At 59.2% G+C, this 16,610-nt stretch carries 9 protein-coding genes and 1 pseudogene; all 10 read left to right on the forward strand.

Going from position 1 to position 16,610, the window contains the following annotated elements; all coding sequences use genetic code 11:
• Positions 1–1,410: DUF1302 family protein (locus AC1DWM_RS29505; protein ID WP_477796824.1), on the forward strand; the 1,410-nt coding region annotated here is incomplete at its 5' end.
• Between the two features lie 54 nt (positions 1,411–1,464).
• A complete protein-coding gene (locus tag AC1DWM_RS29510; protein ID WP_223511599.1) occupies positions 1,465–2,823 on the forward strand; it encodes a DUF1329 domain-containing protein in 1,359 nt (452 codons plus the stop codon).
• Positions 2,824–2,972: 149 nt separating this feature from the next.
• Positions 2,973–4,061, forward strand: coding sequence for a WD40/YVTN/BNR-like repeat-containing protein (locus AC1DWM_RS29515; protein ID WP_477796825.1), 1,089 nt, complete (start codon positions 2,973–2,975; stop codon positions 4,059–4,061).
• A 15-nt stretch (positions 4,062–4,076) separates the two neighbouring features.
• Positions 4,077–6,611, forward strand: coding sequence for an efflux RND transporter permease subunit (locus tag AC1DWM_RS29520; RefSeq protein ID WP_477796826.1), 2,535 nt, complete (start codon positions 4,077–4,079; stop codon positions 6,609–6,611).
• 7 nt (positions 6,612–6,618) lie between these two features.
• Entirely contained in the window at positions 6,619–8,397 is a 1,779-nt protein-coding gene (locus tag AC1DWM_RS29525; RefSeq protein ID WP_223511603.1) for an acyl-CoA dehydrogenase C-terminal domain-containing protein, read from the forward strand.
• Between the two features lie 101 nt (positions 8,398–8,498).
• Entirely contained in the window at positions 8,499–10,142 is a 1,644-nt protein-coding gene (locus AC1DWM_RS29530; RefSeq protein WP_477796827.1) for a fatty acid--CoA ligase, read from the forward strand.
• A 101-nt stretch (positions 10,143–10,243) separates the two neighbouring features.
• Positions 10,244–14,803 (forward strand): annotated as a pseudogene (locus tag AC1DWM_RS29535) (RHS repeat-associated core domain-containing protein); the annotation flags it as partial.
• A gap of 2 nt (positions 14,804–14,805) precedes the next feature.
• Positions 14,806–15,189 carry a hypothetical protein gene (locus AC1DWM_RS29540; protein WP_477796828.1) on the forward strand — a complete coding sequence of 128 codons (384 nt, stop codon included), beginning with the start codon at positions 14,806–14,808 and terminating at the stop codon, positions 15,187–15,189.
• Positions 15,190–15,255: 66 nt separating this feature from the next.
• The gene (locus AC1DWM_RS29545) at positions 15,256–15,633 is read left to right on the forward strand and encodes a hypothetical protein (protein WP_477796829.1); all 378 of its coding nucleotides are present in this window, start codon (positions 15,256–15,258) and stop codon (positions 15,631–15,633) included.
• Between the two features lie 348 nt (positions 15,634–15,981).
• Positions 15,982–16,308, forward strand: a complete 327-nt coding sequence (locus tag AC1DWM_RS29550; protein WP_477796830.1) for a hypothetical protein — start codon at positions 15,982–15,984, stop codon at positions 16,306–16,308.
• Positions 16,309–16,610 lie beyond the last annotated feature (302 nt).

Below are 16,610 nucleotides of genomic sequence, written 5' to 3' on the forward strand. Positions count from 1 at the left end.
GTGTTCTGGGGCGAGACCATTCTCAACCCGGTGCACTCGATCAGCTACGGCCAGTCCGGCCTCGACCTGGCCAAACTGGCTGCGTCGCCGGGTACAGAAGCCAAGGAGTTGTTCGTTCCGCGTAACCAGTTGTCGATGTCGTTCACCGTTAACCCCGAGTTGACCGTCGGGGCCCAGTACTTCATGGATTGGGACGCCGCTCGCCTGCCTGAAGCGGGCACCTACTACGGTGGTTCCGATCTGTTGGGCTTTGGCGCGAAATCGTTCCTGTTGGGCAACACCAACGCCGTGGTTCCGGGCAGCCCGCTGGGTTGTGGCCTGGCACCGTGCAACGCGTTGACCAACGTGCGTCGCGGTCATGACCTGGATCCGCACAACAGCGGTGACTGGGGCGTGRTGGCCAAGTGGTCGCCGGCCTGGCTGGACGGGACGCTCGGCGTCTACTACCGCGAAACCTCGGACATCCTGCCGCAAGCCTGGCTGGATGCCAGAGGCATCTCCTCGGCCAACCCGAACGGCACCCGGCCAGCCGGGCAAGTGCCGGCGGTGGTCAACACGCTCAACTCGTTGAGCACCGCCACCTATCAACTGGCCTATGCCGACAACATCAAGATTGCCGGTCTGAGTCTGTCCAAGGATGTCGGTGGTGTGAGCGTGGGTTCGGACCTGAACRTCCGTCACAACATGCCGCTGGCCAGTATCCCGGCCATCGTCAGCACCACCAGCCCGCTGGGYCTGGGCCAAGGCCTCGGCCTGTTGCCGGCGCGCACSGCKTCCACGGGKGTGATCTACGACACCCCGAGCCGCGGCGACAGCMTGAGCGCCACTGGCGATACCTTGCACTGGACGCTGAACGGTCTGATGACCCTGCCGAAAACGCCGGTGTTCGATTCGGCAACCCTGCTGGGCGAGCTGTATTACAGCAACCTGCTCAAGCTCGATGACAAGAACGAAGCGCTCTACAAGGGCAAAGGCACCTATCGCGGCATCGACCAGCCGACCCGGGACAACTGGGGCGTCGCGGTCAACTTCACACCGACCTGGTACCAGGTGTTTCCCGGTGTTGACCTCAACGCGCCAATGTCCGTCAACGTCGGCCTCGCCGGCGTGTCACCGGTCTCCGGTGGCGGTGCCAAGGACACTGGCAACTATGCGTTGGGCGTCGGCGCCATTGTGTACAACAAATACTTTGTCGACCTGAAGTACGTGGACTCCTTCGGCCAAACCGACAAGTGCAATAAAAGTGGCGTGAGCACCGGCCCGACCGGTGGCGATGGCTCTACTCCAAACGCCTTTAGCGGCAACGAAAACTACGCCTGTTTCGCCGGTGGCTACTCGTCCTTCTCCGGTGGTGGTGCAACGACTGAGGACCGTGGCGCCGTGTACCTGACGATGAAAACAACCTTCTGATTTACAACTTTGATTCACCACTGATTTGCTCAATGCAAGCAGGAGAATAACAATATGAAATTTGCACAAACCGTGTTGGCTGCCTCGCTGGCGATGATCGTCGCCGCCCAGGCACACGCCGCTGTATCGGCTCAAGACGCCGCCAAACTGGGCACCAGCCTGACCCTGGTCGGCGCTGAAAAAGCCGGTAATGCCGATGGTTCCATCCCCGCCTATGACGGCGGCTTGACCACGCCGCCGGCCAGTTTCAAGGCCGGTGACAGCATGCGTCCGGACCCGTTCGCTGCTGAAAAGCCGCTGCTGGTCATCGACGGCAAAAACGTCGATCAGTACAAAGGCCTGCTCAGCGCCACCACGGCGGAACTGGCCAAGCGTTTCCCGACCTTCAAAGTCGAGGTGTACCCGACTCACCGCACCGTCGCGCTGCCTAAAGCCATCCTCGACAACGGCGTGAAAAACGCCACCGGCGCCAAGTCCCTTGAAGGTGGCCTGGCCATCGACAACGTGCTACCAGGCGTGCCGTTCCCGATTCCGCAATCGGGTAACGAAGCGATGTGGAACTTCCTGCTGCGCTATCAGGGTGTGAGCATCAACTCCAAGTACGACTCCTGGAACGTTGACTCCGCAGGCGTTCCAAGCCTGGCGACCACCGGGATGGCGTTCATTTCTTATCCGATCTACGAAAACCTGGCGCAGCCGATCAGCAGTGCTGACGTGTACTACCAGATGAAGTTGCAGTACACCGGCCCGGCGCGTCGTGCCGGCGAAGCGGTGATGCTCAAGGACGCCGCCAACCCGCTGCAACAACCACGTCGTGCCTGGCAGTACTTGCCTGGTCAGCGCCGTGTGAAGCTGGCACCGAACCTGGCCTACGACACGCCTAACCCAGGCACCGCCGGCGCCGGTACATACGACGACGTCTTCGTATTCAACGGTGCGCTGGATCGCTACGACTGGAAGTTGGTCGGCAAGCAGGAAATGATCGTGCCTTACAACACCTACAAGCTGACCTACGTCCAGGATCCGAAGTCGATCACGACTCCGAACCACCTGGCCCCGGACTTCGTTCGTTGGGAAAAACACCGTGTATGGGTCGTCGAGGGCAACCTCAAGGCTGGCGCTCGTCACATCTACCAGAAGCGTCGCTTCTACCTTGACGAAGACAGCTGGACCGCTTTGGCCTCGGATCAATATGACGCTCGTGGTCAGCTCTACCGTGGTTCGTTTGCCTTCCTCAGCCAAAGCTATGACAAGCAGGTCCCTGACTCCACTCCGTTCATGATCTATGACCTGGTGGGCGGTTCCTACAACATCAACGGTGTAGTCGGCCCGTACGGCGGCATCAAGTACATCGATCCGCTCTCCAAGGCGCAGTGGTCGTCGGAGTCCCTGGCGGGCGCCGGCATTCGCTAAGCAAACCGCAACAAAGCGTCCAACGGTCCACGGCCCACAAGGCCGTGTGACCGCGCGAGGGTCGGTGCAAGCCGATCATCGCGGCGACAGTTTTTAACGTCGGGCTGCACATTGCAGTCCCTGACGCGGTTTTCCCAAGAGGACGCGGTATGGGTTCGTACAAAAAGTACCTGCAGTTGGCGTTTGGCGCCGTGCTTGTCTTGTCGCAGGGCGTCACTCAGGCGGCCGGCTATATCGATGTGCTGGATCTGCCCGCCAAAGTCAGTGCGTTGGCAGTCAGCAGTCCGTTGTCCGGCATGACCCGCGCAGGCGACCGATTGGTAGCCGTCGGGCAGCGTGGACACATTCTCTATTCAGATGACAGCGGCAAACACTGGCAGCAAGCAGCTGTGCCAGTGAGTGCCGATCTCAGTGCTGTGAATTTTCCATCGGCCAGGGAAGGCTGGGCGGTCGGCAATGATGGCGTGGTGTTGCACAGCAGCGATGCTGGCGTGACCTGGCGCAAGCAATTGGACGGCCGTCAGATCGGTGAATTACTGGTCAAGCATTATGGTGCGTTGGCGAGTGCCGAACCTGACAACGAAGAATGGTCGCATTGGGCCGCCGAAGGCCAGCGACTGATGGAGCAGGGCGCGGACAAACCCTTGCTCGACGTCTGGTTTGCCAATGAGCAGGTCGGCTATGTGGTCGGCGTGTTCAACCTGATTCTGCGTACTGAAGACGGTGGCCAAACCTGGACCCCGTATCAGGACCGCACCGACAACCCGCAAGGCTTTCACCTCAACGCCATTGCCTCGACCGGTGACGGCTTGTACATCGCCGGCGAGCAGGGCCTGTTGCTCAAATGGGATGACGCCAGCCAGCGCTTCGCCGCCGTGCCGACGCCTTATCAGGGCAGCTTTTTCGGCGTGCTCGGCAAGCCAGGGGAAGTGCTCGTCTATGGCTTGCGCGGCAACGTATTGCGCAGCACCGACGGCGGCCAGAGTTGGACCGCGCTGGACAGCGGCCTGCGCATCAGTATCACCGCCGGCCTCATCGATGACCGTGGCGACTACCGCCTGTTCACCCTGGGTGGGCAGATGCTGGTCAGCCAGGGCACTGGCGCGCAATTGCACCTGGTTCAGCAACCCGTACCGACGCCAGTAGCTGGCGCCACCGAGGCCTCCAACGGCTCGCTGGTGGTGGGTGGTTTGCGTGGTGCCCTGGCACTGTCCGTCGATAAGACCTCGAACCCTTAAAGCGAGAACCCAGACATGGGCAATATAAAACAAGAAGCCATGCCGGTGATCCGCGACATGCGTGATTTCGACCGTCGCTCCGGCAACCTGCTGGAGCGGCTGGTGTTCAACTACCGCCCTGTGTTCATGCTGATGATGGCGCTTGCCACCGTGGTGCTGGGCTTCATGGCGGTCACCCGTCTGGAGCTGCGTCCCAGCTTCGAAAAAATGATTCCGCAGAGCCAGYCGTACATCCAGAATTTCCTGGAAAACCGCCAGTCGCTGCGTGGTTTGGGCAACTCGGTTCGCGTGGTGGTGGAAAATACTCAGGGCGATATTTTTGACCCTGAATACCTGGACGTACTCAAGCAGGTCAACGATCAGTTGTTCCTCACCGAGGGCGTCGACCGGGCCTGGATGAAGTCGTTGTGGAGCCCGGCCGTGCGCTGGACCGAAGTCACCGAGGAAGGTTTCCAGGGTGGCTCGGTGATGCCCGACACCTACCAGGGCAACCCGGAAGAAATCGAGCAACTGCGCCAGAACATTTCCCGTGCCGGTATCGTCGGCAGCCTGGTGGCCAGCGACTTCAAATCCAGCATGCTGATCGTGCCGCTGATGGACAAGGCCTCGGCCACTGGTCAGAGCATCAATTACCATCAGTTCTCGCAGATGCTCGAAGAGCAGTTGCGCGACAAGATCGAATACGGCGGTGACAGTGCCGCGCGCAAGTCCGGCGAAGAAGGCAAGGGCCACTACAAGGTCCGGGTGATCGGTTTTGCCAAATTGATGGGCGACCTGATCGATGGCCTGATTCAGGTGATGATGTTCTTCGGCCTGGCCGTGATCACCTCGCTGATCATCATTTACGGCTACACCCGTTGCGTGCGCAGCACCCTGCTGGTGGTCGGCTGTTCGCTGATCGCGGTGGTCTGGCAGCTGGGCATCGTCGCCTGGCTGGGCTATGCCATCGACCCGTACTCGGTGCTGGTGCCGTTCCTGATCTTCGCCATCGGCGTGTCCCACGCCGCGCAGAAGATGAACGGCATCATGCAGGACATCGCCCGTGGCACCCACAAACTGATCGCCGCGCGCTACACCTTCCGCCGTCTGTTCATTGCCGGCGTCACCGCGCTGCTGGCCGACGCTGTGGGCTTTGCCGTGTTGATGCTGATCGACATTCCGGTGATCCAGGACCTGGCGATCACCGCCAGTATCGGTGTCGCGGTGTTGATCTTCACCTCGCTGCTGCTGATGCCGGTGGCGCTGTCGTATGTCGGCGTCGGCGCCAAGGCGGCCGAACGCGCCCTGAAGATCGACACCCGCGCCGACCGGCACAAAGGCTTCGGCAAATTGTGGGACGCACTCGACCGCTTCACCACCCGCAAGTGGGCTACCGGCGCGGTACTGGTCGCGCTGTTGATGGGCATCGGCGGCTTCATGGTCAGCCTGAACCTGAAGATTGGCGACCTGGAAAGTGGCGCACCGGAGCTGCGTGCCGATTCGCGCTACAACCGTGACAACGCCTACATCACCCAGCATTACGCGCTGTCCAGCGACCTGTTCGCGGTGATGATCAAGACTGCGCCGGAAGGTTGCCTGAACTACAAGACGCTGGTGCTGGCCGACCGTCTGGCCTGGGAACTGCAACAAGATCCGGGTGTGCGGGCGACGACGTCGCTGGTCAACGCCGTGCGGCAAATCACCGCCGGGACCTACGAAGGCAACCCCAAGCTCAACAGCATCCAGCGCAACCAAGACGTCCTGAACTACGCCGCGCAGCAAGCCTCGGTCAACTCCCCGGAGCTGTTCAACAACAATTGCTCGCTGATGCCGGTGATTGCCTTCCTCAAGGACCACAAGGCCGAGACCCTGGACTCGGTGGTCGCCATCGCCGACAAGTTTGCCAAGGAAAACAGCACCGAAGATCGCCAGTTCCTGCTGGCCGCTGGCAGCGCCGGTATCGAAGCGGCGACCAACATCGTGGTCCGCGAGGCCAATCACACCATGCTGCTGTATGTCTACGCAGCGGTGACCTTGTTCTGCCTGATCACCTTCCGCAGCTGGCGCGCCACCCTGGTCGCACTGTTGCCACTGGTGCTGACCTCGATCCTCTGCGAAGCCTTGATGGTGGGCATGGGCATCGGCGTAAAAGTGGCGACGTTGCCGGTGATCGCGTTGGGGGTGGGGATTGGCGTCGACTACGCGCTGTATCTGCTGAGTGTGCAGTTGCACTTCCAGCGCCAAGGCTTGTCGTTGTCCGAGTCGTACCGTAACGCGGTGTCGTTCACCGGTCGCGTGGTCGGCCTGGTCGGCATCACCCTGGCGGCGGGCGTGGTGTGCTGGGTCTGGTCGCCGATCAAGTTCCAGGCCGACATGGGCATCCTGCTGACGTTCATGTTCCTGTGGAACATGCTCGGCGCACTGATCCTGATTCCTGCGCTGTCGTATTTCCTGCTGCGCGAAAAATCGCTGGAGACTCATCCAGCTGCGGATGACCTGGGGGTGCCTGCCCATGAAGCTGGCACCTCGCACGCTCCGCTTGTTCCTCATGCATTGACTACTCCTGAGTAAGTTCACTATGTCCGAATACAAAGCTCCCTTGCGCGACATGCGCTTCGTCCTTAATGAAGTCTTTGAGGTGTCCAAGCTATGGGCCAGTTTGCCTGGCCTGGCCGAGGTCATTGACGAAGAGACGGCTGCAGCGATCCTTGAAGAGGCCGGCAAGATCACGGGTGAAGTGATCGCACCGCTGAACCGCAGTGCCGACGAACAAGGCTGCACCTGGACCAACGGCGCGGTCACCGCGCCAGACGGTTTTGTCGCCGCGTATCAGGCGTTCGCCGAAGGCGGTTGGGTCGGCGTCGGTGGTGACCCGCAGTTTGGTGGCATGGGCATGCCCAAGGCGATTTCGGCTCAGGTCGAAGAGATGGTCAACTCGGCCGGCCTGTCCTTCGGCCTGTACCCGATGCTGACCGCCGGCGCGTGTCTGTCGATCAACGCCCACGCCAGCGAAGAGCTCAAGGAACGTTACCTGCCGAACATGTACGCCGGCACCTGGACCGGTTCGATGTGCCTGACCGAGGCCCATGCCGGCACCGATCTGGGTTTGATCCGCACCCGCGCCGAGCCTCAGGCCGACGGCAGCTACAAGGTCAGTGGCAGCAAGATTTTCATCACCGGCGGTGAGCACGACCTGACTGAAAACATCATTCACCTGGTACTGGCCCGACTGCCGGATGCGCCGGCCGGTCCTAAAGGCATTTCGCTGTTTCTGGTGCCCAAGGTGCTGGTCAATGCCGACGGTTCCCTGGGCGAGCGCAACGCGCTGTCCTGCGGCTCCATCGAGCACAAGATGGGAATCAAGGCCTCCGCCACCTGCGTGATGAACTTTGACGGCGCCACTGGCTGGATCGTCGATGCGCCGAACAAGGGCTTGGCGGCGATGTTCACCATGATGAACTACGAGCGTCTGGGCGTAGGCATTCAGGGGCTGTCGCTGGGCGAGCGCTCGTATCAGAACGCCGTCGAATACGCCCGTGACCGTCTGCAAAGCCGTTCGCCAACGGGTGCACAGAACAAGGACAAGGTTGCCGACCCAATCATCGTCCACCCGGACGTGCGGCGCATGTTGTTGACCATGAAAGCCTTGAACGAAGGCGGTCGTGCGTTCTCCAGCTACGTGGCCCTGCAACTGGACACCGCCAAGTACAGCGAAGACCAGGCAACCCGCAATCGTGCGCAAGAGCTGGTGTCGCTGCTGACCCCGGTGGCCAAGGCGTTTCTGACCGACATGGGGCTGGAGACTACCATCCACGGCCAGCAGATTTTCGGCGGCCACGGCTATATCCGCGAGTGGGGCCAGGAGCAACTGGTGCGTGACGTGCGCATCACCCAGATCTACGAAGGCACCAACGGCATCCAGTCGCTGGACCTGGTCGGGCGCAAGATCGTTGGCAGCGGCGGGGCGCTTTACCGCTTGTTCGCCTCCGAAATTCGCGACTTCGCCGCCAACGCCAGCGAGGAACTCAACGAGTTCAGCAAGCCGTTGAACGCTGCCGTGGACACGCTCGACGAGTTGACCGCATGGGTGTTGGACCGGGCAAAAGCCAACCCGAATGAAATCGGCGCGGCCTCGGTCGAGTACCTGCAAGCCTTCGGTTACGTGGCCTACGCCTACATGTGGGCACTGATGGCCAAGACCGCCATCGGCAAGCAAGCCGAGGACGACTTCTACGTCAGCAAGCTGGCCACCGCACGCTTCTACTTCGCTCGCCTGCTGCCGCGCATCCATTCATTGAGCGCTTCGGTCAAGGCCGGCAGCGAGTGCCTCTACCAACTGGACGCAACGCAGTTCTGATTGCCAGGCCCCCGCGACTCCCGGCACCGCGTCGGGAGTCGATTGCACCTGTGTGCACCGAGGGGCACTGAGCCAACAATAAAGGACAAGGAACAATAATCATGATGGCGACAAAAATAATTCCGCCCGCCGAAGGCGCCTATGCCTACCCCTTGCTGATCAAGCAATTATTGCTGTCCGGTGTGCGCTATGAGCCGGGTCGGGAAATCGTGTATGCCGACAAACTGCGCTACAGCTACGAGACGCTCAACAAGCGGATTCGCAGACTGGCCAACGCCTTGACAGCAGCCGGCGTGAAAGCCGGTGACACCGTGGCGCTGATGGACTGGGACAGCCATCGCTACCTGGAATGCTTCTTCGCTGTACCGATGATCGGCGCGGTGCTGCATACGGTGAACATCCGTCTTTCTCCAGATCAAGTGCTCTTCACCATGAACCACGCCGAAGACGATCTGGTGCTGGTGCATGATGATTTCCTGCCGTTGGTTGAACAGATCCAGGGGCAACTCACGACCGTCAAAGGTTACCTGCAACTGACGGACGACACGGCTACCGAAACGTCGTTACCGGTGTTGGGTGAGTACGAGCACCTGCTGTCCCAAGCGTCAGACCAGTACGACTTCCCCGATTTTGATGAGAACTCGGTGGCAACCCTGTTCTACACCACCGGCACCACCGGCGATCCAAAAGGGGTGTACTTCACCCATCGCCAATTGGTCCTGCACACCTTGAACGCCGTCGGCACCCTGGGTGTCTACCAAGGCCAGCCGCTGCTGCGTTCCGATGACGTGTATATGCCCATCACGCCGATGTTTCACGTGCATGCGTGGGGTGTGCCGTATGTCGCCACCCTGATGGGGATCAAACAGGTGTACCCCGGCCGCTACGAGCCCAACAGCCTGGTCAAACTTTATCGTGAGGAGAAGGTCACCTTTTCCCATTGCGTACCGACCATTTTGCAGATGATCCTGAACTGCGAAGCCGGGAAACAGACTTGTTTTGATGGCTGGAAAATGCTCCTGGGCGGCAGCGCGCTGACTCTCGGTATCGCCAGCGAAGCCAGCGCCAAAGGCATGGTGGTGCACAGCGGTTATGGCATGTCGGAAACCTGCCCGCTGCTGTGCCTGAGTTACCTGCGTGATGACGTGCTCAAACAACCCATGCAAGAACAATTGGCTACCCGCATCAAGACCGGCACACCGGTGCCCATGGTTGACCTGAAAATCATCGATGCCAGCGGCAACGATGTTGCCCATGACGGTGAGTCCTTGGGCGAAATCGTGGTCCGCGCGCCTTGGCTGACCCAGGGTTATTTGAAAGAACCCGAAAAGGGCGCCGAGCTCTGGCTCGACGGTTGGATGCACACGGGCGACATGGCCTCGATCGACCCGATGGGTGGCGTCGAAATCAAAGACCRCATCAAGGACGTGATCAAGACGGGCGGCGAGTGGATCAGCTCGCTGGAACTGGAGAGCCTGATCAGCGAACACGCGGCAGTGATGTCCGTCGCGGTCGTCGGCATCGTCGATGAGCAGTGGGGCGAACGGCCCATGGCAATGGTGGTCTGCGAGCCGGGGCAGTATCTCGACAAGCAGCTACTCGAAGCGCACCTGCTGACGTTTGTCGAGTGTGGGCGCATCAACAAATGGGCAATCCCCAAGCAGTTCAAGTTCGTCGCCGAGATCCCCAGGACCAGCGTCGGCAAAATCAACAAGAAGCTGATTCGGGAAACCGCGTCGAACTGACGGTTGAAACCGCTGGGTTCTAGCCTCCTGAGGTAGATAAACAAACGTGGCGTGAGGGAAACCTCACGCCACGTTTGCGTTTGTTGAAGGGTTGGTTTAACCAGAAGGCGGACCAAGCCAGCCGTGTGGCTGATTTGCCGTCGCTGATGGGCATGGAGCGGATCATCCGATTCGGTGATGCCAGCACCACGGTGAGCAGTGGCGACGACGAATTTTTCTCTACCGTCGTGCAGTGCTCGAAGGGTGGAAAGCTAGAGATCGAGAGCAAGTTCGAATCGGTTTACGACATCCCGTTGGGGAATATCTCGGTTGATGTGATTGCCATGGATGGCGGCGAGAGCAAGTCGATCACGCTCGATGAAAACGGTAAAGGGCAGTTTAAGGGGACCCCCGGCAAGTTCTACCGTGTTCATGTTCAGAGTGAAGTCACGCCGAAGCAAATCGACAAGCTTTTTGATTCTTATAAAGGCCTGAGCGCAGCGCTGGAGGGCTGGCTGCGCAGTGAGTGGGCAGGGTTTAAGCCGCAATGGTCACAGTCGACATTTGCGGCCGCCGGGAACGGATTGCTGGCGGGAGGTTGGGCCGCGGTCATGGGTGTTTGGGATGGTCTGAGCCTTGTCTTTGACATCCTTAAAAATCCTGGTGCTCACCTTGAACAGCTTGGTAGCAGTGCGCAAAAACTCATCGAGCTGGCGGAGCGATCCCCTGCCGCGATGGAAAAAGCCATGCTGCTGGCAAGTGATGAAGCGGCGCTTTGTCTGCTGTTTCGTGCCGCGAGTATGTGGCTTTCAGCGTTACCACCTAGCGAAATTGCTGGTAACTCGGCGGAAGTGGCCAGTCACGTCATCGTTACAGTGCTGATCGATATTCTGATTGCGTCGGCGCTGGCTTTTACGGGTATCGGTGTGCCCGCAGCCGTAGCCTATCTGAAGCTTCGTGGCATCAAGTACGGGATGGTGTTGGCGGGTCTCGCGATACGTTTCGTCGAGGCGACTTTCAGCATCCTCACGACCTTCATGAAGTACGTCGACCAGTACAAAGCCGTCGCCGCGCGCGGTGTCGCGGCAGGTCTGAAAAAAGGCCGGATGCAGTTGCGCTGGGATGCCAAGCGCAACACCACCCTCAAGCAAAACGAACACCACGACAACGTCCCGGATCAGGCGACAAACCCCAACGGCGACAGCGCCGATTCCGCTGACAAAACCGCCACCAACAAATGCCCGGTGTCGATGGTCACCGGCGAAGAACTGCTGACCCTCACCGACGGTTCGCTGGACGGCGTCCTGCCGTTCGACTTCACCCGGCTTTATCGCACCAGCGCCGCCGAGATCGACTGCGGCCTCGGGTTTGGCTGGAGCCATTCCTTATCCCATCGACTGGAAATCGACGGCGACACGGTCATCTGGATCGACCACGAAAACCGTCGCACTACATTCCCGCTGCCGTCCGCCGAACGCCCGGCCATTCACAACAGCCTGTCGCGCGCCGCGATTTATCTCGGGGCTGAACCCGAAGAATTGATCCTCGCCCGGGCCGGTGACGACGCGCGGTTTTATCACTTCCGTAACGGTCGATTGACCACGATCAGCGACGCCTACGACAACCGCCTGCGCATCAGTCGCGACCGCCAGGACCGCATCCAGCGCCTCAGCAACGGCGCAGGCCGCGCCTTGCTGTTGCGCTATGAACGCAGCCATTTGGTCGCCATCGACTATCAGGTCTTTGTCCCGGCGCAGACCCTCGAGGCGTGCTGGAAGACTGAGCAAACCCTGGTCAGTTACGCCTACGACGAACGCGCGCAACTGATCGAAGCGAGCAACGCCGCCGGCGAAAGCGAACGCTACGACTACGACGACCAACACGTCATCCTCCAGCGGCAACTGGCCGGTGGGGCGAGTTTCTTCTGGGAGTGGGAACGGTCCGGCAAAGCGGCGCGCTGCATCCGCCACTGGGCCTCGTTTGCGCAGATGGACGCGCGCTATGTCTGGGATGACGCAGGCAGCGTCACCGTGCACAACCTCGATGGCAGCGAAGAGGTTTACGTCCACGACGAGCGGGCGCGGCTGGTGCGCAAGGTCGAACTGGATGGCGGCGAACAGCTCAAGTCCTACGACGATCAGGGGCGGCTGGTTGCCGAACAGGACCCGCTCGGCGCCGTCACTGAATACCGCTATGACGAAGTCGGTCGCCTTGTCGCGCTAATTCCGCCAGAAGACGAGCCAACGGCCTACGAGTATCGCAACGGTTTCCTGCATGCACGCTATCGCGGTAAAGCGGTCTGGACCTGGCAGCGCAATGCTCAGGGAGACATCACCGAAGCAACTGACCCCGACGGCCAAATCACCCATTACCATTACGACGACAAAGGTCAGCTGCTGTCGATCCGTTATCCCGACAACAGCCGGCACGTCTTCGTTTGGAATGCCTTGGGACAACTGGTCGAGGAAACGCTGCCGGACGGTGGGCAGCGGCGGTTTTCCTACGATGCCTTGGGGCGGCAGCTTACCCGTCAGGACGAACACGGTGCGGTCACGAAGTCGCAATGGGATGCGGTTGGCCGACTGATCCAGACGATCCTTCCTACCGGGGCGAGTCGCGCCTACAGCTACAACGCCTACAGCAAAATCACCGCCGAACGCGACGAACTCGGCCGCATCACGCGCTACGAATACCTCGACGACCTGCACCTGGTCAGCCGCCGACTGAATGCCGACGGCACACAGCTGCAATACCGCTACGACAACGCGCAGCTGTTGCTCACAGAAATCGAAAACGAGTCCGGCGAGAAATATCGCCTGGACTACACCCTCGGCGGCTTGATCCGACAAGAAACCGGATTCGACGGCCAACGTACGGCGTACGCCTACGACCTCAATGGCCAGCTGCTGGAGAAAACCGAGTTCGGTGCGGACGGTTCGCAGCTGATCACCGCTTACAAGCGGGACTCGGCCGGGCGGTTGCTGATCAAAACCCTGCCCGACGGCCTTAAGGTCGAGTACCGCTACGACAGCCTCGGTCGGCTGATCGGCGTCGACGACGGCCACGACCATCCGCTGGAGTTCGAGTACGACCAACAGGCCCGCCTGATCACCGAGCATCAGGGCTGGGGCACGCTGCGCTATGGCTACGATGCCTGCGGCCAGCTCAAGCGCCTGCGCCTGCCGGACGGCAGCAAACTCGACTACCACCACGCCAAGGGCGGCGCGCTGACCGCCATCGACCTCAATGGCGCGCGGCTCACCAGCCACCAGTTTGCCTTTGGGCGCGAACAGCAACGCCAGCAAGGCCAGTTGCTCAGCGACTATGCCTACGACGATCAGGGCCGTCTGAAAGCCCATGCCGTCAGCCAACAGCAGCAACCGCTGTATCGCCGCGACTATGCCTACAGCGCTAACGGCAATCTCGACCGCATCGCCGACACCCGTCACGGCCAGCGCAACTACACCTACGACCCGCGCAACCGCCTGACCCGCGTGCGCCACACCCGCGACGACCCGCCGGAAAGCTTCGCCCACGACCCGGCCGGCAACCTGCTGATGCAGGATCGCCCCGGTGCCGCAACCGTCAAAGGTAACCGCCTGCTCCTACAAGGCGACCGCCATTACGACTACGACGCCTTCGGCAACCTCATCCGCGAACGCCGTGGCACCGGGCAAAAACTCGTCACCGACTACCGCTACGACTGCCAGCACCGCCTGGTCGGCGTCACCACCCCGGATGGCCGCTGCGCCAACTATCGCTACGACGCCTTCGGCCGCCGCATCAGCAAAACCATCGACGGCCACACCACCGAGTTCTTCTGGCAGGGCGACAACCTCGTCGCCGAAAGCAGCCGCGAACACTACCGCAGCTACGTCTACGAACCGGGCAGCTTCCGCCCGCTGGCGATGCTCGACGGCAAAGGCCCGCGCAAGGCCTGCCCGTTCTACTACCAACTCGACCACCTGGGTACGCCGCAGGAACTGACCGATTTTGGTGGCGAAATGGTCTGGTCGGCGAAGTACAACGCCTACGGCAAAGTTACGCACTTGGCGTTGGGCGGGGGCGAGCAGCTTGAGCAACCGTTGCGCTTTCAAGGGCAGTATTTCGATGCCGAGAGCGGCCTGCACTACAACCGGCATCGGTACTATGATCCGGACGTTGGCCGATACCTGACGCCAGATCCGATCAAGTTGGCGGGTGGGCTGAATCAGTACCAGTACACGCCGAATCCGACGGGATGGGTTGATCCGTTGGGGTTGAGTACTTGCCCCGGCGGCGATGGTTGTGAAACGCCGTCGATTGGAGAGCGGGATCCGTCGGATAAGGCGGTAGCTGACGGCGAGCCTCAATTGCCGGAGGTGTCTCGTGATACACCTCAGATGGGATATCACGAAGAAACTTATGCGAATAAGCCAGTTAAACCCCAGGATGCCACCAATAAGTGGGAAGAGTTTTTAGGTGAAGGTCCCTATACAAACACTCACCCAAGGACGAATCTCCCAGATTCTGACAGATTGGTTTCAGCGGACGGCAAGAGAAGCATTCGATACGGAGCACATGAAATGGGTGGCAAGCCGAGTAAGCATCATTACCACGAGGAGAAGTGGATACTCCAGTTAAAGGGGAATGTTATGAACGTTGAAAATACCGTTATTCGCGTCCCATTGGTGAAGAAATAAGTATGAAAATAACCATAGATCTCGTGACTCTTGTTGCTAAAGAAGTTTTTGTTGAATTTTCAAGCAGTGTCGGGTTCGCAACCGCGGTTTGGCGTGCTGCCCCACCGAAAGTAGGTGATCAGTATGATGTCGAATTAGAAGTCGAAGATGAGTTTGTTTGGGGAGACAATGCCTATTCTTCGCTCAATAGTGCTCACTCGATTGAAGTGGCGGATGGCATCGTAACTATGACAGGGACTTTGATCTCAAATGATATGGAAGGTAGCGCAGTTGTTGATGTGGGGGGGGCAATAATACTTATTGAGTTGATGGGGTGCGCGGAAATTGACTCGGTGTTCGTGGATTTAAAGGTTAAGAATATGAATGTTTTTCCGACAGGTATCTGAAAGAATAAACCAATCTGTCCCGCTTGTGATAAATGGTAGTGCTCGCGATAAAAGTGAGGCCAGTGAATGACTAAGAGAGATGAGGCTATAGTGCTGGCAATAGGCCCGGTGGTTGAGGGCGAGCTCTTATTACTCGTTAAAGGTTTAGAAATTAAATGCTTCGCAAGCTACTGCCCATCAAAAATTGAGGTGGGAGCGACCTATGAAGTGGAGTTCGAATTGGTACTTTCCGACAATGATGTTGTTACTGCGGCAGAGGAACCACTCACAACACTGATAGAAATGATGGGTAATGGATTCTCATGCGCGCTTTATGGGTATTTGGATGGGAGCGTGTTTCGATCTTTCGTTTATTTTTCGGATCAGGAAATTCACTACGACCATCCTGATCTGAACAGGCGATTTGTAAAAATTCAGGTAGATCGAATAGACGTGTCTTTCTGACGGTAATGGCGAAATTTCTGGGCAAGGTCGTCGGAAGTTTCCTTCAAACCGCGGCGGCTTTCATGAACTGGTGTGAGATACGTTCCATCGATAGTCTCTGGTGGTCACTGAAAATTCAGTGATGGGGTGTAGGAACCCTTCAAGACTAGAGAAGACGCTTTGGCGTCGTTACTTGAATTTGCGGCCGTCAACTTGCGTCCGTAAGATCAGTCGCGGCGGCTGTGCGCGGGCACGCTTCGGTGTGGTCGAGTTTGCTCTGGTCTCGATATTCCTACCCCGCGTATAGCTGCCACCCAAGCCTGTAGGAAGGCCGATGGTAGCGTCCATTTACTACCAGAGGTTTCAAAAATGAAAAGTCTTCACCCCGACCCACCCTACGAAAAACCAATCCCCCACCCCAACAACCGCTTCATGGCCCTCAGCAGCAACTGCACTGACATGCCCACGCTGTTCGTCGATACTCACGCGCCGCTCGATGTTTTGTATGACGCTGCCAGCTACCGAATTCGAGCTGTAACCCAAGTGCTTGAGAACATGTCGATGCGCGGTTCGGTCGAGTGCGAATCCTTTATCCTCAGCGACTTTGCCTTGCTGTGTGCCATTCCATTGCGGGATGGGTGCGATGTGCTGGATGTGATTGGGCGGCGGTTGCGGGCTCGATCTTCTGAGGTTTAGATATTGAAGTTGAGTTGAAACATTTGCGTTGACTGATCGGGCCTCTTCGCGGGCAAGCCCGCTCCTACATTTAGATTTACGTCGTTCACAAGTCCCCTGTAATTGGATGGACTCGCCCACGCCGAGGCGTCAATGCGCCACGGTGGCAGTCTAAGAAGCCAACGGCAGCGAGGGCGAGTCCATGAAAAAGAATACGACGCTTAAACAGTCCCTGTCTTCAACCGATGTGTCGGCCTGTACGACAGTGGCGGTCGATCTTGCCAAGCAGGTCTTTCAGGTCGCAGGCGAAGACGCTCTGGGCC

It is taken from the genome of Pseudomonas sp. P4_C8 (assembly GCF_056401975.1).

Coding starts and splice junctions, on each gene's coding strand:
- AC1DWM_RS29550 (WP_477796830.1), top strand. CDS start 15,982: ATGAAAAGTCTTCACCCCGACCCACCCTACGAAAAACCAATCCCCCAC.
- AC1DWM_RS29540 (WP_477796828.1), top strand. CDS start 14,806: ATGAAAATAACCATAGATCTCGTGACTCTTGTTGCTAAAGAAGTTTTT.
- AC1DWM_RS29545 (WP_477796829.1), top strand. CDS start 15,256: ATGACTAAGAGAGATGAGGCTATAGTGCTGGCAATAGGCCCGGTGGTT.
- AC1DWM_RS29515 (WP_477796825.1), top strand. CDS start 2,973: ATGGGTTCGTACAAAAAGTACCTGCAGTTGGCGTTTGGCGCCGTGCTT.
- AC1DWM_RS29510 (WP_223511599.1), top strand. CDS start 1,465: ATGAAATTTGCACAAACCGTGTTGGCTGCCTCGCTGGCGATGATCGTC.
- AC1DWM_RS29525 (WP_223511603.1), top strand. CDS start 6,619: ATGTCCGAATACAAAGCTCCCTTGCGCGACATGCGCTTCGTCCTTAAT.